We start from the raw sequence: 22,223 nt of genomic DNA on the forward strand, positions 1-22,223 counted from the left end.
TTGCACATATGTTCAGAGTAGTATTAATCTGTTAAAATACTTTCAGCAAAGAAGAATTTCTTACCTCAAAATTGATAAATAATCAGGAAACAAATATGAGCAGTTCAAATGTAAGCCAGTACAGGTATGTAAGCTATTTATGGGATGAAGAGAAAGCCGCTTCCCTGGGTGATGATCAGGTGGCGCTTCTTCTTTACCGTTCAAATCTGTTGGGTGCCGATCTTCGCCTGACCAACTACGCTGGTGGAAACACGAGCTGTAAAACCATCGAAAAAGATCCGCTCACGGGCAACCCCGTGGAGGTAATGTGGATCAAGGGATCGGGCGGCGATATTGGTACTTTAACAAGAAGCGGACTGGCCGGCTTGTACGTCGACCGCCTGCATAGCCTCAAAAACATCTACCGCGGACTGGAATTTGAAGATGAGATGGTGGAACTGTTCAACCATTGCATTTACGACCTGAAATCCAAGGCACCATCTATCGACACGCCGCTGCACGGCCTGCTGCCTTTCAAGCATATCGACCACCTGCACCCCGATGCATTGATCGCCATCGCGGCATCGAAGGAGGGTGAGGCCATTACCAAAGAACTATTCAACGGTGAACTCGCGTGGGTACCCTGGCAACGCCCCGGCTTCGACCTCGGTTTGCAGCTGGAACAGGCATTGAATGATAATCCGGGCATTCGCGGGATCGTCTTGGGCGGTCACGGCTTGTTTACCTGGGGTGATACAGCTTACGAATCATACATTAACACGCTCGATACGATCGAAAGAGCGTCGGATTACCTGGCTCAGAACTATGGCAAGAGCCGCCCGGTTTTCGGTGGCGCACGCCTGGAAAGCGAGCCGAAAGAGCGCCGCGCATCTATCGCCGGCAAGTTGGCGCCTTACCTGCGCGGACTGGCTTCCGAGCAGCAAGCCATGATCGGTCACTTTACCGATGACGAGCGTGTATTGGAATTCATTGCCAGCAATGACCTTGACAAACTGGCGCCACTCGGTACCAGCTGCCCCGACCACTTCCTGCGCACAAAAATCCGTCCGCTGGTACTCGACCTGCCATTTGAGAAACTCGATGCAGCCGATTCCGAAATCCTCGAACACATCCGTCCGCAATTCGAAGCTTACCGTGCCGACTACATCGCCTACTACGAGCGCTGCAAGCATTCCAACAGTCCCGCAGTGCGTGACCCGAACCCGGTGATCATCCTTTTGCCAGGCGTGGGGATGTTCTCATTTGCAAAAGACAAGCAGACTGCGCGTGTAGCGGCTGAGTTTTATATCAATGCCATTAACGTAATGAAAGGTGCTGAGGCGATTTCTTCTTACGTATCATTGCCGGAGCAGGAAGCATTCGACATCGAGTATTGGTTGCTCGAAGAAGCGAAATTGCAGCGTATGCCGAAAGAAAAATCGGTATCCCGCAAAGTAGCATTCGTGACCGGCGGCTCGGGCGGCATTGGCAAGGCAATCGCTCAGAAATTGTTGCAGGAAGGTGCCTGCGTCGTGATTTCGGATATTGATGAAAATGCATTGGCTGAGACCAAGGCGGAATTCGATGCGAAATTCGGCAAGGACTTCTCCGATACGACCGTGGCGAATGTGCTCGACGACGAGGCGATCAAAGCGGCATTGCATGCTACCAAACTGAAATACGGTGGCGTGGATATCGTGGTAAACTGCGCAGGTCTGTCGATCTCGAAGCCATTGGCAGATACGACTATCAAAGACTGGGATATTTTGCAGGATGTGTTGGTCAAAGGCCAGTTCCTTGTATCGCAGGAGTCAGTGGCGATCATGCGCCAGCAAGGCCTGGGGGGTGATATTATCAACATCGCGAGCAAGAATGGTATCGTTTCCGGCCCGAACAATGTGGCTTACGGAACGGCCAAGGCGGCTCAGCAGCATATGTCGCGCCTTTTGGCTGCGGAACTTGGTCCGGACAAGATCCGCGTAAACGTGGTAAATCCCGACGCGGTAATCGCCGGTAGCAAAATCTGGGAAAGCGGCTGGGCTGCCGGACGTGCGAAAGCATACGGCATTAAAGTAGAAGAACTGCCCGCTTACTACGCGAAACGAACGGTACTCAATGCAGAGATCCATACGGACGACATCGCAAACGGCGTATATATTTTCGTGAGCGGCTTGCTCAACAAGAGCACCGGAAACGTGATCAATGTCGACGGAGGTGTTCCTGCGGCATTCCTTCGCTAATTATTTCAAAACAGATGTTCAATCAGACTTGGCCGGTTTTCCAACTTGCCAAGTCTTTTTAATACTATCCCGATGAAAATCGAACAATATCAAATCGACCAGCACAACGACAGCCTCTTTTCGCGGCATAACAACCAGTACATCTTCCTGCAAGAGCAGTTGGGCGAGCAGGGCATTCATGCCAAAGACATTGTAAAGCAGCTTGAAGCATTTCAGGTGGCGATCCCGAGTTGGGCATTGGGCACCGGCGGCACGCGCTTCGGCCGTTTTTCAGGTGTAGGCGAGCCGCGTTCGTTGGAAGAAAAAATCGAAGATGTGGGCCTGCTGCACGCATTGAACCGTTCAAGCGGCTCTATCTCACTGCACATTCCTTGGGACATTCCCGGCCAGGCTCAGCCCATTATCGACCTCGCCACCTCGCTGGACCTGAAATTCGACGCCGTTAATTCCAACACATTCCAGGACCAGAAAGACCAGGAGCTTTCTTACAAATTCGGCTCGCTCTCGCATGTGGACGCCAACGTGCGCAAGCAGGCGGTGGAGCATAATATCGAAGTGATCAAGCACGGCGTGAACCTGGGTTCCAAAGCCTTGTCGATCTGGCTTTCCGACGGCTCCTGCTTCCCCGGCCAGTCGAATTTTGTAAGAGCATTCCAGAACACGCTCGAATCTTTGCAGGAAATCTACGCCGCATTGCCCGACGACTGGAAGGTTTTCGTAGAATACAAAGCCTACGAGCCGAATTTCTATTCAACCGTCATTCAAGACTGGGGCAGCTCGCTGCTTTTCTGCCAGAAACTCGGCCCGAAAGCGGATGTACTCGTGGATCTGGGCCACCATTTGCCGAATGCGAACATCGAGCAGATCGTAGCGACATTGATGATGGAAGGCCGCCTCGCAGGTTTCCATTTCAATGATTCAAAGTATGGTGACGATGATCTAACGGTAGGCGCCATTCGGCCTTACCAGCTCTTCCTGATCTTCGTGGAGCTCGTGGAAGGCATGAAACGCGCCAACCGCGCCGCCGATACTTACGCATGGATGATCGATGCGAGCCATAATGTGAAAGATCCGCTGGAAGATTTGCTGCAATCGGTGGAAGCGATATTGATCGCGCAAGCCCAGGCATTGCTCGTCGATCGCAAGAAACTGGAACAGGCCCGCAACGAAAACGACGTGGTATTGGCCCAGCAAATCCTGCAAAACGCATTCCGCACCGACGTGCGCCCGCTCGTGCGCGAGGCTATGCGCCTGAGCGGCGGCTCCCTCGACCCGATTGGTTTGTACCGCCACCTGGGTGTGCGCAACGAGCTGCTCAACGAGCGCGGGAAGTTGACGGTCGCGACAGGACTTTAAGAAGATGTCAATGTCACGCTGAGCGGCCCGGTCCGCTCAGCGTGACATTCCTCAAAGCGATTTCCGTTTGATCAGCGTAAACGGGTTCTTGATCAATGCCCTTTTTCCGTCCTTGATGATTTCTGCGGCCGTTTTGCCCATTTGCTCGTGGTCGGTTGAAATAGTCGTAATACCGTCGAGCAGTATTTCTTTCAGGGGCGTTTCGTTGTAGGAAATAATGCCAATGTCCTTTCCGATAACCAGTTGCTGCTCCTTACTCTTCTTGATCAGGTTCACCAGGTCGTTTTCCTCGACCACCACATAAGCCGTATCCTTCACCGCCGCGCTGTTTTCATGGAAATCGTACATGATTTCGTGTTCAAACTCGTGCTGAATGCAGAAAATCCGGAAACCTTTGAGGATTTCTTTCGGATAGCGGATCATTGTCGGGAAAATGAGGACCAGTTTTTTGTACACTTTCAGCAAATCCACCGCCTCGTTCAGCGCGTGCACAATGTCCTTTTCAAAGTTCTGGTAAACCGATGAATGCTTTTTGGTCGTGAATTCAATGTCCTTATCGAGCAGGATCAGCTTCTCCGGCGGGATCATTTTCAATGTCTCGATCGCCTCTTCCATTTTCTCGTAGAAGTGCGGCATGATCACATAGTAATCGTATTCACCGAGGCTGTTTTTGATCAGGTTTTTGAAAATGTTGGTATTCGAATGATGAATATGGAGGTCCACATTTACATTACGGCCGATATTCTCGACGAATGCATTGTAAACCTGTTTTTTGTAGTTACTTATTTTGTTGAAAACCAGCAGGATACGTACCGATGTTTCAATATCCACGCGGTTGATAAAATAGCCCTTACCGCGGACTGAAATCAGCACGCCGTCCTTGATGAGGTGCTTGTAGGCCTTTTCGACGGTATCACGGGAAAGCAGATACTCCTCACTCAGCTGGTTAATGGAAGGGATCTTATCGCCGCGTTTCAGCTTTCCTTTACTAATCGCCTGCAAGAGCGATTTGATAATCTGCATGTACTTGGGTGCACTCTCCTTGAACTCAATGTCAAATTGTATTTCCATTCAATGCCGTGGGTTGGGGAATCAAGCTAAAAATAGCATTTTTATCTGTTTTCGACGCTTAAATCGTAAGTCTTCCTAAACAAAAAACAACCCGACAAAGAATACTACTATCCTGCCGGGTTGTTTTTATGTTAAGGCTTGTATTTATCTCGGACCTCTGCCGCTGCGCTCGCCGCCACCGCCTCCGCGGTTACCATTGTCGCCGCCGCGGTTGCCTCCGCCATTATCGCCGCCTCGGTTACCGCGGTCGTTGCTGCGCGGTTCGGGGGCGTTTCTTTCCTGGCGCTCTGCCCGCGGCGCGGGTTCATAGGAGCGGTTGCTGCGCTCCTGGCGTTCCGGCCGCTCGATGTTCGGGCGTTCTATCCGTTGTTCCGAACGGTTGGCACGTTCAGGCGCATTACCCGGGTTGTATTCGCGGTTTCGTTCGGGGCTGTTGCCCGGATTGTATTCGCGGTTACGTTGCGAGCGGTTAGGTGCTTCGTTGCGGTCACTGCGGCCTGGATTCGGCGCTTCGCTGCGATTATCGAACGGCGATGATTCACGGTTACGCTCGATTCGGTCGTTACCACGGCCATAGGGAGCGGCGTCGCGGTTACGGTCGTTGCGGCTGCTGCGCTCGTCGTACGGGTTGCGCGAGCCACGTCTCGAATTATCGCCCGGTTCAATGCGGTTGTCGTCATTGCGGTTGCTTCGGTCGGTGCGCGGGTAGCCGTTGCTGCGGCCGCCGCGGTTACCGTAGTCGTAATTGCCATTTCCGCGGTCCGCGATAATGACCCGGCCTCTGCCTCTCGGGCTGGCATCGATCGTCCGAACAGGTACGCTTCTGCGGGTTACGCGCTCGATTTCATCGCGGCGCGGGCCGAACACATAGGTGCGGTTGTCGCTGCGGTAGTAGTTGTTGATCACCACCGTGTTGTTATAATAATGCGACACACGTCGCGCAGGGGCGCAGTACGAATGCCAGCGAGGGCTGGTAATGTAACGTTGCGGCACGAATACCCACCAGAACGACGGGATGTTGATCGACACATTGATATTAACCCCCGGTCCCAGCGGTGCCCAGCCGTAGTAGCCGCCACCCGAGCGCCAGTTCACCCACGCAGGGCCCCATTCGTAGTCCGGCACCCAAAACCAGCCGTAGTAATCGTCGTAGTTCCAGCGGCCGTAGTGGAACGGCGCCCAGCCCCAGTCATATTCCGAAACCCAGGTATTACCGTACTCGGTCTGTTCCCAGTAACCGGCGGTAGAGTAAGGTTGAAAACCCCTTGGCACATCGGGAATCCAGACGGAGCCGAACTGCGGATTACGCACCCAGCGGCCATAGGGGGCGAGTTCGTCGTAAAAGGTCTCAAAAGTGACCCGGAACCCGGGTTGCGCCTCGGTTTTGTTGGATACCGAAACGCCGACGAACATCAAAATGAACAGGCCGAGTATTCTTAGTGTACGCATGGTGTCCATGGCTTTATGTTTTAATTGTTTTCCTGTTATTAAAAATCGGTTCTTGGACGTTACTTTTAGATTCTGGTTTAATGGCTCAGCCGGACATTAACACGTGTTAACAAAACTTCCATGACCCATGATCGATCCTGAAATCCTGCATGCCGAACTGGTGTTCCAGACAGCCCGGAGCGGTGGGAAGGGAGGGCAGAATGTGAATAAGGTAGAAACAAAGGTAGAACTGCGTTTTGACATTCCGAACTCGCAATTCCTGACCGGCGAGGACAAGCAAAAGCTGACCGAAAAATTATCCAACCGATTAACGAACGGTAAAGTGCTCGTATTATACCACCAGACCGAGCGCTCGCAGCTGGCCAACAAGGAAAAGGTCGTGGAGAAGTTCGACAGGCTTATCCGCCAGGCACTTATTGTTGAAAAAGACCGGAAAGCGACCAGACCTACGTTGGCTTCCAAACTCGAAAGATTGAAGGCCAAGCAGCGCAATGCGGCCATTAAGTCGATGCGCCGCAAACCTTTTGAAGAATAAACGAAAACACCTTTATGACCGCCGTCACTCCTGTTCAACCCAAGCTCAGCGCCGTTTTCACATTGCCTGTAATCGTAGCCTCGCTGGGCTATTTTGTGGATGTGTATGATCTGCTGCTTTTCAACATCGTGCGCGTGCCGAGTCTGAAAGACCTCGGGCTATCGGAAGAGGAAATCTCGCAGATCGGCGCGAACATTTATAATTGGCAGCAGGCGGGGCTGCTGATCGGCGGCTTTTTGTGGGGGATTTTGGGTGATAAACTCGGCCGGCGGTCGGTGCTTTTTGGCTCTATTCTCACCTACTCGCTTGCCAATATCGCCTGCGGATTTACACAAAACGTCGAAATCTACGCCCTTCTGCGGTTTATCGCCGGTTTCGGATTGGCGGGTGAGCTTGGTGCCGGCATTACGTTGATTGCCGAGATCCTTCCGAAAGAACTGCGTGGTTATGGTGCGTCGGTGGTGGCGAGCGTGGGCCTTGCCGGGGCGATCGCGGCATTTTTCGCCGTCAAACTGACCGACTGGCGCATGGCTTATTTCATCGGCGGCGGAATGGGGCTGATCCTGCTTGTGCTCCGCGTGAATGTGCTGGAATCCGTCGTGTTCAACAAAAGCCTCGAAAAGCGCGGCTCGAAACCCGTTCCGTGGTGGACGATATTCACGAGCTGGTCGCGATTTGTGCGTTACATGCGCTGCATGGGCATCGGGCTGCCTACGTATATGGTTATCGGTATTTACTCCACATTCGGGAATGAATTCGCGAAGGCGCTGGGCATTGCGGAGGAAGTTCAGGCGGGCACGTGCGTGCTGTACACGTACATAGGTGTGGTCACGGGCGACTTTTTCAGCGGGATACTCAGCCAATGGCTTCGTTCGCGCCGGAAGGCGATACTATGGATGATGCTGATGACCCTTGCCGGTGTGGCCTGGCTGCTTTCGGGAGGCATTCACACGGCTACCGCGCTCTACATTTGCTACATGTGGCTCGGGTTTTCGATTGGCTACATCGCCATGTTCCTCACCACAACGGCCGAGCAATTCGGCACCAACCTGCGCGCAACAGTCACGACTTCCGTTGCCAACAATGTACGCGCCACGGTGCTGCTTACATTGCCCCTGTTCCAGTTCCTGAAAAAGGACTCCGGCGTGCTGCATTCGGGCGCGATCGTGGGCGCGTTGTGCTTTTCGCTTGCATTGCTTTCGCTCTGGCGGATGGAGGAAACTTATGGCAAAGAGCTGGATTATGAAGAAAAATGAGCCATTCGGTAAGTCTTATCAGCAATTTGTCTGGGCAAATCGCCCGATTATCCCTCGGGCGTTTTGCCGAAAATTAGCTTGTCCGGTGTCGGGTATTCCAGCAATTTGGTAAAATCTACCTTCCAGAAATCAAGGTCGAGCAAATGGCCCTCGGTATCCTGAGTTAATGTGATCACTACCGGTGTGTCGTCGATATCCACATATTCGGCCTGAATGAGGTCGCCGGCGTAGCCATTTACATTGCCTCCCAAACTGATACTGCCCATTTTTCCGCCCTCATATTCGTCTACCATTTCATTCACCGGGTAGTCGATCGGGTCGAGTTCCAGTTTTTCGAGCAGGAAATGGATGAGGTCAAGTTCCTCGCCGCGGATCGGTCTGATATTACTCATTGTATTGATTTAAACTAAAATGAAAGGGCTCATGCCGCCGTTTTGCCTCGCCATTGCTCAGCTTTTTTGGCGACAAACCAGAAGGATAACGCCAGCAATGCAAAGAAAATCCCCGCATTGGTACGATCCCAGAAATATTCAAAATAGCGGGTATAAATGTTCAGCAGGAAGAAAATCAGGCACAGGTCCCGCAAAGTTTCCTGTTTGTATTGAAATGCATAATAGAGCATTGCCGCGAGTACAAGCGTAAAGCTGAGCGCCCAGAACCAGAAATGGCTTTGTTTCAATACCTTCCAGCCTTCATAATCGGCATAATTCCCAAAAATAGAAAGCGTCCAGCCAGCCACCAGAAAAAGCAGTAACCCAACAGTGTAGGTTGCCTCTTTCAAAAACGCCAGCGACCGCACCTGCCCGACCAACCACGACGAGCCCCAGATCGCCATTCCGAACACCGTCATACGCAGCGGGTAATTCATACCGAGAAACCGGAAGCTTCCACTTGACCAATAATGCGTTTGCGCGCCCCACCAGCCTGCGAGGGCAATAATGGCGCTTACCCAAAGCAGCGTCGACCGCAGGAAAACGGCAATGCCGGCATAGGCCAGCGAGGCGAGCAGCAACGGAATCGCGTAGTTTCCGGTGCCGTCCAGCAGCCCGCGCGTCCAATACGTAATCGCGATCGCGACGGTGAGGATAATGGCGATATTATACACTTCGTTGCTCGCTTTCACCTTCGAGCGATTGATGCGCCGTTTAGCCAGATACACCAGCAGGCCTGCCAGGAAAGTGAACAAAATGCCGACGATATTCTCCGAAAAGCCCCAGCGTTTGCGCAGCAATTCAATCCATTTTTCATCCAGTACCAATGCCCCAAAAGCAAGCAAGCCGCACGAAACCGCAGAAATCAATGCATAAATGGCGATTGCATCCACGTTCGCATTCCTGATGCTGTAACTCCCGCGAAGTTCCGCGGCCAGCTCCTTCGAAATGCGCGCCTCCTCCTCCCAAGACTGAATAGCCCGGTTAACGACCTCCGCTTCTTTTTTGTCGAGTTCCATTCAATTTTTTCGTGTTGATGAATTAAAATCGTGCCTGGGCGGATCAGTTGAACGCTTCTATTTTATCATCGAAGATCACTACCAGTTTGTAGTTTTCGCTCAATTCAATCGCTTCGTTCCATATTCCGGCAACGAGTGAATGGAATGCTTTCATCGTGATGTTACCGACGCGAAAATGTATCACGCGCGGCGGAGGGAGGGAAACCAGCATTCTATTGGAAAAATCTGAGTCTTTGGTAACGATCGTCATCGCACCACGCTGTGCATACGACCAGATATCCGAATCCTTCGCAGTACGTTCAATATCCAATTGATGAATATATTCCGGATTATTCCAAAATGAGAAGTAGTAAGGTAAATTGACGTCGATCAGATATTTAGGCGACATGCTTTATGTCTTTGATGAAATAATTTCGGTTCATCATCTCAATAGTAAATTCAAAGCATGCGTCTATATCCTCATTTTCAAGCGCAGGATATTGGTACAGCAATTCGTCACGTGTAGTTCCTGCAAAAAGAAACTCTAGTACAGTTTGAACCGTGATTCGCATTCCTCTTATAATCGGTTTGCCATTGCAAATGTCGGGATCAATGGCTATTCGCTCAGTGATGTAAGTCGTCATAATCAACTTTTTTCAAATATACCCAAATCATCAGGATAACAATACAGAAGGTACAATTGTCCATTTGCTGAAAAAATAAACCCCGGAATCGTGAAATCCCGGGGTTTAGCAATGCGATTCAAAACTGTCACTTTTTCAATGTTGAGAGGAACTCCACCACATCGCGGATTTCTCTTTTCGACATGATATGTCCCATCGGAGGCATGCTCGATGGCACGTTCTCACGCTTCGCAATGCGGGAAACGGCGATTTTTAGCGGTTCGGCTTCCGAGGTCTTCAGCACCAGCTCGTGCTCGTTTTCCTGCGCCAGAATGCCGGCAGCGGACGTACCGTCCTTCAATGTCAGCATCACCATTCCGAAGCCCGGTGAAAGGCGTGCGCTTGGTTCGATGAGCGCTTGAAGGAGTTGCTCGCGCGAGAGGACGTTACCGATGTTCGAAAGGTTAGGTCCTACTTCGCCGCCCTGTCCGCCGATCGAGTGGCAACGCACGCATTCCGCGGCGGAGCTCGTCAGGAAGTAGCGACGGCCGGCCTGCGCGTTTCCGCCGAACAATGCATCCTGGTAATCGGCGGCGGTGTTGCCCTGCTTGCGAAGCGGTGCAATTTTGGCGATCAATGTACTGGATTTCGTTGAATCGACAGCCTCGCCGAGGTCGAGCAGCAGGTTTTGAGGCAGTTTGTTATCCGCCATTTTACCGATCAGGCCGTTGAAAATCGGTTCGGTTTTGTCTACGGGCAGGCTACCGAGCACTTTCAGTATCTGCTGCTGCTCGCGCACGCTGCCTTTTTCGAAGATGGTGTTCGAAATGTCAGCCAATGCTTCTTTCGACATATTCACACTTCCTACCATGCCCAATGCGGCTGTGCGCACATCGGCGTCGGAGTCGCTCATTCCTTTTTTCATCACGGTTTCCATATCCGTGTATTTCAGTTCGTTCAATGCGGTGAGCATTGCTGCGCGTACTTTTGGATCGGAGCTGTCGTTCAGGATTTTGGCCAGTGTGGCGTTGTTGTCGCTTACGCCGAGGTTAGTCAGCATTTGCGCGGCGGCGATCCGGATAGCCGGTTCGTTTTCCTGCAAAATGTCTGCGACCATCGGTTTGATCTTCGCTTTCACACCTGCCGGGTCACGTTCGATCGGGCCGCGGTAGCGTCCGTCGACGCGGTCCATGAGCGATGGACTAGCCCAGGTTCCGAGCGTTGCCAGTGCTTCCGCACGCATTTCCTGATCCACGTCTTTTCTTTTCGCAAATGCAATAAGGTCGTTCAGTTGCGTTTCACCACCCACGCGCAATGCGGCATTGATAGCGCGGCGCAGCAATGGTTCGGACTTGAAGCCTTTTTCATTTAAAACTCCCGCCAATGCAGGCAATGCAGCTGGAATAGACAGGTCGTCGTTGATACCGCGGGCGGCTTCCGTTACGATGTATTCGTCCTTGTCTTTCAGGAATGCGCTGATCTGCTCGTTTTTCATGCGGCGCAGCACGAGTACGCCGGCAATCCGCAATGATTTTTCTGGGCTGCTAGCCAATGCCGCCATCGGTGCCGCATCGCCTATGCGCGAGAGCGCCAGTACGCCTGCGTGACGGATGTACACATCCTCATCATTGTTTGTTTTGATCATCTCGATCAATGGCTGCACGGCATTCTTGTCTTTTACGCGGCCGAGTGCCTGCGCAGCGAAGAATTGCACACGCGGATTTTTGCTTTTCAGCATTGGGATCAGCATCGGCGCGGCCTCGGCAATTTTAGCGTCGCCCAGCACCTTAGCCGCCTGCACGGTAATTTCTTCGTCGGAATCCTTCAACAACGTCATGAGCACATTGGCATACGACTTATCCTGCCGCGCCAGTTGTCCCATTCCCCAAATCCCGTGAATGCGGCCGAACTGATTGTTTTTTTGCTCAATGGCTTTGGTCAATACCGCTGCGCCCTTTGCGCCTCTGGAAGCGAGTTCGAACTGTGCTTTCTGGCGGATACGCATGTCTTCGTACGAAAGCAATGGCAGCAATGCATCGTCGGATTGTTTGGGATAATCCAATTGCATTAAGCGCTTCGTTTCCGTGCGGACTGCTTTCAGGTCGTTTTTCTCGTCGGTCACGTCCAGTTTCCACACGCGGCCGTAGTTTTTGGTATCCCAGCCATTGATCCAGTCGGCCACGTACAAGGCACCGTCCGGACCGAAGCGGATACCGGTCGGCAGGATACCCGTCAGGATGTTCTTCTCGCCATCCAGCACGAACGAAGCGCCTTTTGGTTTCAAACCGAATGACCAGATCGGCGAACGCGCGGGGTTACCGACGAATTCCACGAGGAAGAATTTGTTTTTCCACTCCTTACCCAATGCCGTTCCCGGGTTGTACTGCATTCCGGTTGGTCCGTTGTGGTAGTTTTGGATTGGAGGAATGATATAGGCCGCCTGACCGTCCCAGCGTGGTTTGAACAACTTTTCGTCCATCCAAACCTTGTAACTATTGTTTTTGGGATCGGTGTATTTGCCATATTGCCAGTTGGAGCGCCAGCCGGCATCGGAGCCTTCCACTATGTGCACCAAACGCTCGCTTTCGCCGGGGTGATCGCCGTCGTTGTCGGAGCTGATGAGATTGCCGTATTCGTCGAACACAAACTCGTGCGTGTTACGCAATCCGTGCGCGAAGATTTCGAAATCGGAGCCATCCGGGTTGGAGCGGGCGATGATACCTGAATTTGGATGCTCATGTTTCACGCCTTCGGCAGTAGTGATATTAGCACCAATGTCGCCGATATTCCAGTAAATCTTACCATCCGGGCCCTCGATCGGGTTGGACATGCCGTGCCCGCTGAAACCGATATGCACGCCATATCCGTGGCTGATAGAAGTCTTTTCGTCGAGCACACCGTCGCCATTGGTATCTCGCAAACGCCACACATCCGGCGCGATCGTCACGAAAACGTCCTTTGCCCGGACGAGCAGGCCGCCCGCTACGTCGGAAACTTCATCGAAGAAATCGTCGAGAATGCGCATCGATACGTCGGCGATGCCGTCGTTGTCGGTGTCTTCAATGCGCCAAACCTCATCTTTTTCAACCGCGAGGTCTTTCCAGTCGTGCGAACCGTCACCGTTGAGGTCTTTTACCCAGTTATTTTCTTTGCTTTTTTCGGGAGCGAAAGTCTTGTGCAGAAATTTCCGGCGGTCTTCTACGGTTTGCAAGGCGATGGATTCAGTGATCCAGTTGCGGTGCCCGCGGATATCGAATTCGGAATTCTTCTGGCGGTTGGTTCTGTTCAGGTACACGCGGCCGGCGTCGTCCATCGCGATCGCCACGGGATCGGGCGCCAGGGAATCGGAGGCCCAGAGGTCGAGTTTCAGACCGTCGGCCAGCTTCACGACTGTCTTTTCACGGATTTCCCTTGCCCTGGCTTTGCCAGTTGCGGGGTCTTCCTTCACAACCACTTTGGTACTGTTGGTCTTCACCACCGGCCCGGACGACATCGGGGCCATTTTCATACACGACACTACCGCCACCGTGGTAGCCGCCATCAGGGTTAGGGGTGTTTTGAGATGTTTTTTGGAGATCATTGAGGACGTTGCTTGATGCAGATTATTCAGGTTCCGTCATGAACCGGATACAAAGGAATTAAAAATGGAGCTAATAATTGCTTTTGCCGACTGGAAAGAATGCAGATAAACCTTGGAAAGGTAACTTATTTGGCAATATGGGTCGTCAGCAATTCGCGCACTGAAATTTCGAAATCTTCCATCACCGGATATGCCGAGCAAACATCCAGTTCTGTGCAGATTTTGACATTTTTGCGGGAAGTGTACACATATACCACTTCATTGTCTGGATAAATATGCCAAACGACCCTGACTGAGGAATTAAAATATTCGGCCAGCTTTTCTTCAACCTTTTCAGCGTCGTCGGTGGGCGAGATCACCTCGATCAGAAATTCGGGGATAGGTTCCTCCTCTGATGCGGCAGACGCGTCGATCTGTTCGCCGGAGAAAAAAGAAAGATCGGGGCGTCGCATCTGGATGGCGCTCAGAATGACGTCTTGCTCCATGATCAGTACGCCGCCTTTTGAAAAGGCAGCTGTGCCGAAAAATAATTGTTGAAGTCTTCTGATGATGAAGAGGTGTCGTTTCTTCACTTTCCCGGATCTGATGATTTTACCGTCGTTCCATTCATATTTAAAACCATCGACGGTTTCCCACCGGACGAATTCATCCAGCGTGCGGGGCAAAACCGAAGATGCGGAACGGAGTATCATAGCTTTGGGTATCAGTTTATTCTACTTGATATTGAGGTACAAATACCATTCTAATTTACAAAATCAAACCTAGACAATCAAAACAAGCGCGCGCAAGCGATATGTGAGCAAGGCGGGCACTGCACGATCATGCAGGGGGTAGATTAGCATAGCCACTTTTTATCAGGGATTTCAATTTGCAAAAAATCCAACGGTACGGCGGGTAACCGCTGCTGTATTAATCAGGCCGAAGGTTTCTCTGTGGTATAATTTTTTGCTAAAATGCAGCTCTAAAATGCGTTTTCATTCCTAATCTGATATCCGGCCTTTATGGTTTTACAGCTTGTTATTACCGTTGTACTTGTTCTTTTAAATGGGTTTTTCGTGGCGGCTGAGTTCGCGATCGTTAAAATCCGGGCGTCGCAGCTGGAACAAAAGGCCCAGGAAGGAAACCGGATGGCCATTCTTTCCAAACAAATCGTGGCCAACCTCGACGGTTACCTGGCCGCAACGCAGTTCGGGATCACACTCGCGAGTCTTGGGTTGGGTTGGATAGGGGAGCCGGTGGTTTCGAAGATGATCATCGGTGCCATGGACCTGGTGGGGCTTTCCATCGATCCCGAGGTGGCGCACCACATCGCATTGCCCACCGCATTTGCCATTATCACGGTGCTGCACATTGTATTCGGAGAGCTGGCGCCAAAATCGATCGCGATCCAGCGGCCGGAATCGACTACCCTGGCTTTGTCCTATCCGCTGCACGGTTTTTTCCTGATATTCCGACCGGTCGTGTGGCTGCTGAACGGCATTGCCAATGTGATTCTGAAAGGTTTCGGCATTACGCCGTCGCATGGCAGCGAGGTGCACAGCAGCGATGAGCTGCGTTATCTGGTTCAGCAACAGAAAGATAGTGGAATGATTGAAGCGGCTGATTATGATTTGATCAAGAATGCATTCGACTTTTCGGAACGGATAGCACGACAAATCATGATCCCCAGGCCGCAGGTTGTCGGGATAGATGTCAATGATTTCACGGAGGCAAAACTTGAAAAAGTAATAGAAGAAGGCTATTCGAGAATGCCGGTTTACGAGGATACGCTCGATCAGGTGATCGGTGTGCTGCATTTGAAGGATCTGTTGCTGAAAATGCGGCAGGGCAAGGATATCGTCCTGCGTGAGCTGATCCGCCCCATCGCGACGGTGCACGGTTCGAAGCCGATCGGGGCGCTGCTGCGTGAATTTCAGGTGAGCCGGCAACAAATGGCCGTGATCGTGGATGAATACGGAGGCGTGGACGGCATTGTGACAATGGAGGATATTCTCGAAGAGCTCGTAGGGGAAATTCAGGATGAGTACGATAACGAGGCACCGATCGTGAAAAATGAATCGGACAATACGTACACTGTGCAAGGTGCGGCTTCCATCGCGGATTTGAATGACAAACTCCCGCACGACATCACGCGTCGCCCCGACTATGAAACGCTCGCCGGTTACCTGATCTGGAAATGCGGTCGGATTCCGGCAGTGGGCGAGAAGGTCAAAACAAAGCATTACGAATTTACGGTGCTCAAAAAGCAGCGAAGCTCGGTTACCCAGGTGAAGATCGCCGTGCTGGAAAGTTAGCGGGAGGGGAGGGTCAATAAGTGGGCGGCTTCGGCTCGTGGTAACGGTGATCAGTTGTTGCCAGGAATAGTCAGGAATAGTCAGGTATTGTAAACTGTTTCTCAATGGGCAGAAATGCGGTTTTCTTGGGATTTCTTGCCGTCTTGACCATGGCTCAGGTTGGGTGTAGCCGGAAGAATGCTTCCACAAATGACGACAATTTTCCTACCTACGAACAGATTCGAGGCAACAAACAGTATTGGCATGATCAGGTGTTGCCTCATACCGCGCAAAGCGACTATTTGCCCAGAACTTCCAACAATTCCGCGATCATCAGATCCAGGTATTTCGGAGCATTCGATTTTCCCGGCGACAGCGTCGTTTACATCGTGAACGGGCGACAGGCGAAGAATAAAAAGTCTGCTGAAACGGAAGTAAAAAAGCACGCTTCCAAAATCGACCGCGTGTCGATCAGCGAAGTGGGGCCGGACGGGAAACGTTTGGTGGAGATCAGCTTTTCGGAAGATGACAAGGGCGACGACATAGTCGTTCCCTAAGCGGTCAGGCCTCGTTATAGAGCTTCAATACGGTTTGCCGCAGCTTTTTGCCCGTATCACTCAGCACGAATGCAATGCCTTCGGCCATGTCCGCGGCGGGAATCCATTTGCTGAAATCGGAGCCTGGCATGGCGGCGCGGTTATCAGGCGTGTCGATAATGCTCGGGACAATCACCGTGGCCGTGATATGCTTCGATTTGCCTTCTGCATTGATGAGATCGGCCATTTGGAAGATCAATGTTTTGGAAAGGGTGTAGGCAAAGCTGCCCGTACCCGCCTCGGCTACCAGCGCCGGCCGTGCGCCGATGAACACGAATTGCCCGCCCCCGTTTGCCTCAAAATGCTTCATGAGCGGCTTTACGACATGGAAAGCCGTTTTGAAATTGATCGACAGCATTTGCTCGATGTCCGAGTCGGTGGTATCAGTCAGTTTGGCCATCGCAAAACCGCCTGCGAGCAATATCCCGGCCTCTATTTTGCCTGCATTGGCAATGGCTTCTGCGACAAATACGTCAGCCTGTTCGGGATGGGCGAGGTCGGCCAGGTAACTGGAGACATTCGCATTATCCGCGTAAGCATCCGTTTTCCCTTTGCGCACATTGATATGCAAGCCATAACCAAACTCCGTGAGTTTTTTGACAACATCTTTCCCGAGATTTCCCGTGGCTCCGCTGACGATGACTTGTTTGGGCATGGTTATGGCTTTTAAATGCTATTTGTTCAGGATATCAACGAGGAATTTCCGGAATGGTTCAGCAAATTCCTTTCTTTTCAATGCAAACTCGACGGTTGTTTTGAGGTAATCCAGCTTGTCGCCGATATCGTGGCGCTTGCCTTCGATATGGTGTGCGAAAATATTTTCGCGTTTCAAAAGCAGCAACAGCGAGTCGGTGAGTTGGATTTCGTTGTTCTTGCCTTTGGGCGTCTGCTCGATGGTGTTAAAAATTTCGGGCGTGAGCACATACCGGCCGGCAATGGCCAGGTTGGAAGGTGCCTTGTCGATAGCCGGCTTTTCGACTAATGTGCTCAGTTCGAGGATGGAGTCGCTGAGTGAGTTACCGCCTACGATGCCGTAACGGTTTACTTTATTGGCAGGCACTTCCTCCACCGCGATCACCGAGCCGCCGTATTGTTCATACGTGTCCATCAGCTGCTGGGTCACCGGAATCACCGAATCCATGATGGTATCGCCCAAAAGTACCGCAAATGGCTCATTACCAACGTGGTGACGCGCATAGTAAATGGCGTCGCCGAGGCCGTTGGCTTCTTTCTGCCGTACGAAATGCACATTGGCCATGTCTGCCAAACGGCGCATTTCATTGAACCAAAGGAGATCTTCCTTTTCTTCGAGGCGACTTTCGAGTTCCACATTGCGATCGAAATGGTCCTCGATAGCCCGCTTTCCTTTCCCGGAAATGATCAGGATATCTTCAATCCCCGAGTCAACGGCTTCCTGCACTACGTATTGAATGGTAGGAATGTCGATAATCGGAAGCATTTCCTTCGGCATCGACTTGGTTGCCGGCAGGAATCGGGTCCCAAGCCCGGCGGCAGGTATAACGGCTTTACGAATCATGTCTTAGTTACTTCGGCTTTCGGCTTTCGGCCGTCGGCCTTTTTTGTTTTAAATGAGTATGTTAATTGTATTGAGTAAATTTTCGATAGCCGATAGCCGATAGCCGATAGCCGATAGCCGACAGCCGACAGCCGACAGCCATCAAACCACAAACGGCCGTATCACCCGCGCATTGAACTTCTTCAACTGTACAAACAGCTGGTTCAGCATGTCGTCGTCCTTGTAAATGCCGATGATCGTGCCGCCGGAGCCTGCAAATTTGGCGGAAGCGCCGCATGCACGGGCAGCGTTGATGAGCCTTTTGTTGGATTCGGGGACGTTGTAAATTTTGCAGCGCAGGTCGAAATTCTCGTTCATGAGCGCATGCAGGTCGTCGGGGCGGTTTTCGAGCAATGCCGTGCGGCCGTCTTCCGCTTTCTGGGCGATCTGGCCCAGGACGTCGATCACATCCTGCTCACCCCGGTCGTAGCGCGTGCGCACGTCGTTGTGCACCTTGCCCGACACCTTGCTGAGGTTGGTATTGTAAGCCACGTACAGTTTTGGCAGCAGTTCGGGGTTAATGCGCTCGTAGCGGCCATGTCCCTGCGTCTGGATCATCGTTTTGTCAAAATCCATATACACACAACCCTCGTAGCACTGGATCACGCGGTCCTGCAAGCCGGCAGTAATGCCCAGCTCCTCGGTTTCGGTCACCATCACGAGCTGCGGCAGTATTTCAATCGGTATTTCGACCTTGTAAAACTGCATCAATGCGCGGAACAAGGCGACGATGATCGCACTCGAACCCGACATGCCCACCTGCCGCGGGATGGATGAGCGGTACCGCACGGTAAAATTCTTGTTGGGAAGCCGGATGTTGTTCTCCTCGCAATAGTCGCCGAACTTCTTGATGCCGGCCTTTATGAGCGGGATACCGCCATTATAGCCCAGCATATTCACCGAATCGCGGAGGTGGAAAATGCTCCGGAACGTGTTCAGGTCCTGCGGTTGCGGCTCGATATGCAGCTCGGGCGACTCGTACAGCGAAATGGAAGCGCCGAAATTTCTTACAGATATGGAAATCGTTTTTCCGAAAAAGCCATCAGAAGGATTGCCCAAAAGCCCCGCACGGGCATAGGCGCGTGTTTCAATGATCAATGTAAATGCGTGTTTAGCCGGAAGTATTAACTAGCGGGACGACAAAATACCTTTTTAGCCCTTATAAGCAGGTATTTCAATTTTTTACCCAATGCACGTGAAATCTATGAATGAACCGGCTGGAAACAAAAAAAGCGGGATAAAATATTATCCACGCTTTTCGTAAGAGGAACGGTTTATGAATGTTATTGTTTCACTACCTGAACGTTCGCGATCAGTTTCACCTCATCGCCTACCACTACGCCACCGGCTTCGGTCACTGCGCTCCATTCCAGGCCGAATTCCTTGCGGTTGATTTTGCCGCTGAGCTCGAAACCTGATTTGTTGTTACCGTAGAAGTCGGTCATGTTACCGCCGTATTCCACCGCAAAATCAACAGGTTTGGTCGTGCCTTTTACGGTCAGTTCACCGTGGAGTTTGTAGCTGTCATCGCCTTTTTTCGCCAGTTTACCGGTGAATGACAATTTAGGATGGTTTTCAGCATCGAAGAAATCGGCCGATTTCAAGTGCTGGTCGCGCTGTTCCTGTTTGGTATCTATGCTTTCTACATCCGCAGAAAAGTGGACGGTAGCACCGTCGAAGTCTTCATTTTCAGTCTCTACACCGCCTTCGAAACTGTTGAATGCACCGGTAACGGTGGAGATCACCAGGTGTTTCACTTTGAACTGGATTTCTGAATGTGTTGGGTCAATCACCCATTTAGTAGTAGCCATGTCTATGTCTTTTTTAAATGTATTTACATTTAATGTATATACATCTAATTGTAAATATTAGTTTCAAATGCATAAAAAAATCCCGAAAAAAATTATTCCGGGATTTTTTAAAGTGCTTTGCTGGCTATTATTGAGGCATTTCGAAAATTTTGGGGTCCACTTTGGGGTTCATTTCAATTGCCAGGATTTTGAGCCCCATTTTAGTACCGGGCATTGCCGAGGTAGTTACTTCGGAAGTGAACGGATAATAAATGCCGTCCACCGCACGAAAATCCGACTGCACGTTTTCAGACATTATCTCCTGTCCGTTCACACTCGTTTGTGCCACGATTTTAAGGATATAAAAAGTGTCCTTCGAAATGTAATTGATCCTGCGCACGCCGTCGGGCAACGTCATGGTTACCTTATAAACCTTCGCGCCGGCCAGGTCCTCCTCGCCGTCGAGCGTCACTTTATAGCCTTTCTCCTTGTAGTTGTAAAGGCCAGTGAGATCGGTCTCGTTCGTGAGTGATTTTACGGCGTCGGCGGGCAATGCGGTTGCCTTGGAATTTCCGGTCATGGGGTTGATAGCCCAGCCTGTGGTGCCGCTTACGGCCTGCACGATCGTCGATCCCTGCACGGTTGTTTCGCTTCGGAAGCCTTTGTTCTGCACAATGGTGGTGGTGATGGGCACCTTCATGTTCATGATATCCATTTCAGCGGAGATTTTCATGCTCTGCAACTTGCCCAGTTTCTCGCCGCCCATGGCTTTGATGTGTTTGGCAATGATGTCGTCGACATTCTGCGCATTCGCAGCGCCAGCAAGGCAAGTAATAATCAGGAATGCGAGTAGTTTGAAAAGGTTTTGTGGACGTTGCATGTTCTTGTGTGGTTTGTTTGAGTCATTACGACAGAACTTCTATTCTATCGCGGAAAACGGTTACTAGCTTATGTTCTTTGCTCAGTTCGGCAATATTATGCCATTTTTGTGCAATATTTCAAAAAGTTCTGACGCTTTGATGTTACCCAGGCGAAAATGAATGACGTTCGGTGGAGGTACACTGGTGATCATCCGAGCAGAAAAGTCGGAGTCACGGGTCACAATGGTCAGCCGGTTTTCGCGAGCGTAGTCCCAGATCCGGGAGTCAAGCCATTCATCGTCCAAGCTTCGCTGATGAATAAACTCAGCACTGTTCCAAACCGAGCAGTGTTCTGGCAAGTTCACATCGATCAGGTATTTGGGCATGTCAGGCGGCAGTCGGGTAGCTGGCAAAGTTTCTTCCTGCCATTTGCGCCGCGAAATGCAGACATGCGTCTATATCGGCATTTTCCAGGGAAGGGAAATGGTAGAGAATGGTGTCACGCGTATCACCCGCTGCCAGATGTTCCAATACCGTCTGCACAGTGATTCTTTTGCCTCTAATCGTCGGTTTCCCGTTACATAAGTCGGGATTAACGGTAATTCTCTCAATCAAGTCGGCCATTGCAATTTCGTTTTAATAACGGATAGCGGATTAGTAAATAAACAAAAAAAACGGCCGGATTGTTGCAATCCGGCCGTTTGGAATGGTATTGAGGTAATCTTAGTTTTTCAATGCTTCGGCACCGCCTACGATTTCGAGGATTTCCTTCGTAATCGCAGCCTGGCGGGTACGGTTGTACACCAGGCGCAGGTCTTTCAAAAGCTCCTGGGCGTTTTCCGTTGCCTTGTCCATCGCGGTCATACGCGCTCCCTGCTCCGATGCATTGGATTCGAGAACGGCGCGGTACAACTGGATTTTCAAAGATTTTGGAATCAGCTCGGCAAGGATTTCATCCTCGTCCGGTTCGAAAATATAGTTAACCTCGGTCTTCTTCGACTTGGTCGATTGGTTTTCAGCTACAATCGGAAGGTACGGGTCGGTGTGGATGATTTGCGTGGCTACGTTTTTAAATTCGTTGTACACGATATCCACTTTGTCGTAACGGCCTTCCGAGAAATCCCTCATGATCTCCTCGGCAGCATTCTTCGCATTCACAAAGCTCAAACGGCCGAAGAGGTCGGTGTAAGCCGTGTTTACAGTGAAGCCGCGGCGAATGAGCGACTCAGCGCCCTTTTTACCGATAGCAAAAATCTCTACATTCCCTTTTGCCGCCTGAGCCGCATATTTCGACTCGATGAGCTGGATTGTAGCTTTAATAATGTTGGTATTGAATGCTCCGCACAATCCACGGTCGGAAGTTACAACTACGATGAGCACCTTTTCCACCGCGCGAACGGCTTTCAACGGGCTATCGGCAGCGCTTTCCGATCCTGACGAAACTGTCAGAAGCATTTCACCAAGCTTCTGTGCGTAAGGGCGCATTTGCAGAATGCTGTCCTGTGCACGACGCAGCTTGGCTGCCGCCACCATTTTCATGGCTTTGGTGATTTGCTGTGTGGAATTAACCGAAACGATACGGTTACGTACTTCTTTTAAGCTGGCCATTT

22 protein-coding genes are annotated in these 22,223 nt (G+C 51.3%); 6 read left to right on the forward strand and 16 right to left on the reverse strand.

Annotation, left to right across the window (positions count from 1 at the left end; all coding sequences use genetic code 11):
- Positions 1 to 95 precede the first annotated feature (95 nt).
- Both DFER_RS22970 and DFER_RS22975 read left to right on the forward strand, forming a co-directional pair.
- The gene (locus DFER_RS22970; protein WP_015814052.1) at positions 96 to 2,219 is read left to right on the forward strand and encodes a bifunctional rhamnulose-1-phosphate aldolase/short-chain dehydrogenase; all 2,124 of its coding nucleotides are present in this window, start codon (positions 96 to 98) and stop codon (positions 2,217 to 2,219) included.
- A 72-nt stretch (positions 2,220 to 2,291) separates the two neighbouring features.
- Positions 2,292 to 3,575 (forward strand): sugar isomerase, encoded by a 1,284-nt coding sequence (locus DFER_RS22975; RefSeq protein WP_015814053.1) that lies wholly within the window; start codon positions 2,292 to 2,294, stop codon positions 3,573 to 3,575.
- 51 nt (positions 3,576 to 3,626) lie between these two features.
- Here the strand turns inward: DFER_RS22975 and DFER_RS22980 are convergent, their stop codons facing one another.
- Together DFER_RS22980 and DFER_RS22985 are read right to left on the reverse strand one after the other, a co-directional pair.
- A complete protein-coding gene (locus DFER_RS22980) occupies positions 3,627 to 4,646 on the reverse strand; it encodes a GntR family transcriptional regulator (protein ID WP_015814054.1) in 1,020 nt (339 codons plus the stop codon).
- Between the two features lie 144 nt (positions 4,647 to 4,790).
- Complete coding sequence (locus DFER_RS22985; protein ID WP_229206089.1) at positions 4,791 to 6,095, reverse strand: DUF6600 domain-containing protein; 1,305 nt, start codon at positions 6,093 to 6,095, stop codon at positions 4,791 to 4,793.
- A gap of 127 nt (positions 6,096 to 6,222) precedes the next feature.
- Here DFER_RS22985 and arfB point away from each other — a divergent pair, with 127 nt between their 5' ends.
- Positions 6,223 to 6,630 (forward strand): alternative ribosome rescue aminoacyl-tRNA hydrolase ArfB, encoded by a 408-nt coding sequence (gene arfB, locus DFER_RS22990; protein WP_015814056.1) that lies wholly within the window; start codon positions 6,223 to 6,225, stop codon positions 6,628 to 6,630.
- A 14-nt stretch (positions 6,631 to 6,644) separates the two neighbouring features.
- Entirely contained in the window at positions 6,645 to 7,886 is a 1,242-nt protein-coding gene (locus DFER_RS22995; RefSeq protein WP_015814057.1) for an MFS transporter, read from the forward strand.
- Between the two features lie 47 nt (positions 7,887 to 7,933).
- Here DFER_RS22995 and DFER_RS23000 read toward each other — a convergent pair whose 3' ends face one another.
- The 6 genes from DFER_RS23000 to DFER_RS23025 all read right to left on the reverse strand — a co-directional run bounded on the left by DFER_RS23000 (position 7,934) and on the right by DFER_RS23025 (position 14,210).
- The gene (locus DFER_RS23000; protein WP_015814058.1) at positions 7,934 to 8,278 is read right to left on the reverse strand and encodes a DUF6984 family protein; all 345 of its coding nucleotides are present in this window, start codon (positions 8,276 to 8,278) and stop codon (positions 7,934 to 7,936) included.
- Between the two features lie 29 nt (positions 8,279 to 8,307).
- The gene (locus DFER_RS23005; RefSeq protein WP_015814059.1) at positions 8,308 to 9,336 is read right to left on the reverse strand and encodes a hypothetical protein; all 1,029 of its coding nucleotides are present in this window, start codon (positions 9,334 to 9,336) and stop codon (positions 8,308 to 8,310) included.
- Positions 9,337 to 9,379: 43 nt separating this feature from the next.
- Positions 9,380 to 9,724 (reverse strand): DUF5615 family PIN-like protein, encoded by a 345-nt coding sequence (locus DFER_RS23010; protein ID WP_015814060.1) that lies wholly within the window; start codon positions 9,722 to 9,724, stop codon positions 9,380 to 9,382.
- Positions 9,714 to 9,959: a DUF433 domain-containing protein gene (locus tag DFER_RS23015; RefSeq protein WP_015814061.1), complete on the reverse strand. Its 246-nt coding sequence runs from the start codon at positions 9,957 to 9,959 to the stop codon at positions 9,714 to 9,716. The genes DFER_RS23010 and DFER_RS23015 overlap by 11 nt, the downstream gene beginning before the upstream one ends.
- A 127-nt stretch (positions 9,960 to 10,086) precedes the next feature.
- Positions 10,087 to 13,518, reverse strand: coding sequence for a PVC-type heme-binding CxxCH protein (locus DFER_RS23020; protein ID WP_015814062.1), 3,432 nt, complete (start codon positions 13,516 to 13,518; stop codon positions 10,087 to 10,089).
- A gap of 125 nt (positions 13,519 to 13,643) precedes the next feature.
- Entirely contained in the window at positions 13,644 to 14,210 is a 567-nt protein-coding gene (locus DFER_RS23025; protein WP_015814063.1) for a Uma2 family endonuclease, read from the reverse strand.
- 363 nt (positions 14,211 to 14,573) lie between these two features.
- On the opposite strand from DFER_RS23025, the gene DFER_RS23030 reads away from it, so the two are divergent.
- A complete protein-coding gene (locus DFER_RS23030) occupies positions 14,574 to 15,812 on the forward strand; it encodes a hemolysin family protein (protein WP_229206090.1) in 1,239 nt (412 codons plus the stop codon).
- 281 nt (positions 15,813 to 16,093) lie between these two features.
- Positions 16,094 to 16,348 carry a hypothetical protein gene (locus DFER_RS29970; protein WP_143828788.1) on the forward strand — a complete coding sequence of 85 codons (255 nt, stop codon included), beginning with the start codon at positions 16,094 to 16,096 and terminating at the stop codon, positions 16,346 to 16,348.
- A 4-nt stretch (positions 16,349 to 16,352) separates the two neighbouring features.
- Here the strand turns inward: DFER_RS29970 and DFER_RS23040 are convergent, their stop codons facing one another.
- From DFER_RS23040 to atpG, 8 genes are all read right to left on the reverse strand, one after another.
- On the reverse strand, positions 16,353 to 17,042 hold the full coding sequence (locus DFER_RS23040; protein ID WP_015814066.1) for an SDR family NAD(P)-dependent oxidoreductase: 690 nt from the start codon (positions 17,040 to 17,042) through the stop codon (positions 16,353 to 16,355).
- A gap of 18 nt (positions 17,043 to 17,060) precedes the next feature.
- A complete protein-coding gene (gene galU, locus DFER_RS23045) occupies positions 17,061 to 17,924 on the reverse strand; it encodes a UTP--glucose-1-phosphate uridylyltransferase GalU (RefSeq protein ID WP_015814067.1) in 864 nt (287 codons plus the stop codon).
- Between the two features lie 141 nt (positions 17,925 to 18,065).
- Positions 18,066 to 19,061 (reverse strand): mevalonate kinase family protein, encoded by a 996-nt coding sequence (locus tag DFER_RS23050; RefSeq protein ID WP_015814068.1) that lies wholly within the window; start codon positions 19,059 to 19,061, stop codon positions 18,066 to 18,068.
- Between the two features lie 185 nt (positions 19,062 to 19,246).
- Positions 19,247 to 19,774 (reverse strand): YceI family protein, encoded by a 528-nt coding sequence (locus DFER_RS23055; RefSeq protein WP_015814069.1) that lies wholly within the window; start codon positions 19,772 to 19,774, stop codon positions 19,247 to 19,249.
- Between the two features lie 127 nt (positions 19,775 to 19,901).
- Positions 19,902 to 20,633 carry a LolA-like protein gene (locus DFER_RS23060; protein ID WP_015814070.1) on the reverse strand — a complete coding sequence of 244 codons (732 nt, stop codon included), beginning with the start codon at positions 20,631 to 20,633 and terminating at the stop codon, positions 19,902 to 19,904.
- An 81-nt stretch (positions 20,634 to 20,714) separates the two neighbouring features.
- On the reverse strand, positions 20,715 to 20,999 hold the full coding sequence (locus DFER_RS23065; protein ID WP_015814071.1) for a DUF5615 family PIN-like protein: 285 nt from the start codon (positions 20,997 to 20,999) through the stop codon (positions 20,715 to 20,717).
- A gap of 1 nt (position 21,000) precedes the next feature.
- On the reverse strand, positions 21,001 to 21,237 hold the full coding sequence (locus tag DFER_RS23070; protein WP_015814072.1) for a DUF433 domain-containing protein: 237 nt from the start codon (positions 21,235 to 21,237) through the stop codon (positions 21,001 to 21,003).
- 99 nt (positions 21,238 to 21,336) lie between these two features.
- Positions 21,337 to 22,221: an ATP synthase F1 subunit gamma gene (atpG, locus tag DFER_RS23075; protein WP_015814073.1), complete on the reverse strand. Its 885-nt coding sequence runs from the start codon at positions 22,219 to 22,221 to the stop codon at positions 21,337 to 21,339.
- Positions 22,222 to 22,223: the final 2 nt, after the last annotated feature.

This window comes from Dyadobacter fermentans DSM 18053, from assembly GCF_000023125.1.
Taxonomy (GTDB): domain Bacteria; phylum Bacteroidota; class Bacteroidia; order Cytophagales; family Spirosomataceae; genus Dyadobacter; species Dyadobacter fermentans.

Bases quoted from the DNA above. Each gene is read 5' to 3' on its own strand.
- DFER_RS22970 (WP_015814052.1), top strand. From the start codon at position 96: ATGAGCAGTTCAAATGTAAGCCAGTACAGGTATGTAAGCTATTTATGG.
- DFER_RS22975 (WP_015814053.1), top strand. From the start codon at position 2,292: ATGAAAATCGAACAATATCAAATCGACCAGCACAACGACAGCCTCTTT.
- DFER_RS22980 (WP_015814054.1), bottom strand. From the start codon at position 4,646: ATGGAAATACAATTTGACATTGAGTTCAAGGAGAGTGCACCCAAGTAC.
- DFER_RS22985 (WP_229206089.1), bottom strand. From the start codon at position 6,095: ATGCGTACACTAAGAATACTCGGCCTGTTCATTTTGATGTTCGTCGGC.
- arfB (WP_015814056.1), top strand. From the start codon at position 6,223: ATGATCGATCCTGAAATCCTGCATGCCGAACTGGTGTTCCAGACAGCC.
- DFER_RS22995 (WP_015814057.1), top strand. From the start codon at position 6,645: ATGACCGCCGTCACTCCTGTTCAACCCAAGCTCAGCGCCGTTTTCACA.
- DFER_RS23000 (WP_015814058.1), bottom strand. From the start codon at position 8,278: ATGAGTAATATCAGACCGATCCGCGGCGAGGAACTTGACCTCATCCAT.
- DFER_RS23005 (WP_015814059.1), bottom strand. From the start codon at position 9,336: ATGGAACTCGACAAAAAAGAAGCGGAGGTCGTTAACCGGGCTATTCAG.
- DFER_RS23010 (WP_015814060.1), bottom strand. From the start codon at position 9,724: ATGTCGCCTAAATATCTGATCGACGTCAATTTACCTTACTACTTCTCA.
- DFER_RS23015 (WP_015814061.1), bottom strand. From the start codon at position 9,959: ATGACGACTTACATCACTGAGCGAATAGCCATTGATCCCGACATTTGC.
- DFER_RS23020 (WP_015814062.1), bottom strand. From the start codon at position 13,518: ATGATCTCCAAAAAACATCTCAAAACACCCCTAACCCTGATGGCGGCT.
- DFER_RS23025 (WP_015814063.1), bottom strand. From the start codon at position 14,210: ATGATACTCCGTTCCGCATCTTCGGTTTTGCCCCGCACGCTGGATGAA.
- DFER_RS23040 (WP_015814066.1), bottom strand. From the start codon at position 17,042: ATGCCCAAACAAGTCATCGTCAGCGGAGCCACGGGAAATCTCGGGAAA.
- galU (WP_015814067.1), bottom strand. From the start codon at position 17,924: ATGATTCGTAAAGCCGTTATACCTGCCGCCGGGCTTGGGACCCGATTC.
- DFER_RS23055 (WP_015814069.1), bottom strand. From the start codon at position 19,774: ATGGCTACTACTAAATGGGTGATTGACCCAACACATTCAGAAATCCAG.
- DFER_RS23060 (WP_015814070.1), bottom strand. From the start codon at position 20,633: ATGCAACGTCCACAAAACCTTTTCAAACTACTCGCATTCCTGATTATT.
- DFER_RS23065 (WP_015814071.1), bottom strand. From the start codon at position 20,999: ATGCCCAAATACCTGATCGATGTGAACTTGCCAGAACACTGCTCGGTT.
- DFER_RS23070 (WP_015814072.1), bottom strand. From the start codon at position 21,237: ATGGCCGACTTGATTGAGAGAATTACCGTTAATCCCGACTTATGTAAC.
- atpG (WP_015814073.1), bottom strand. From the start codon at position 22,221: ATGGCCAGCTTAAAAGAAGTACGTAACCGTATCGTTTCGGTTAATTCC.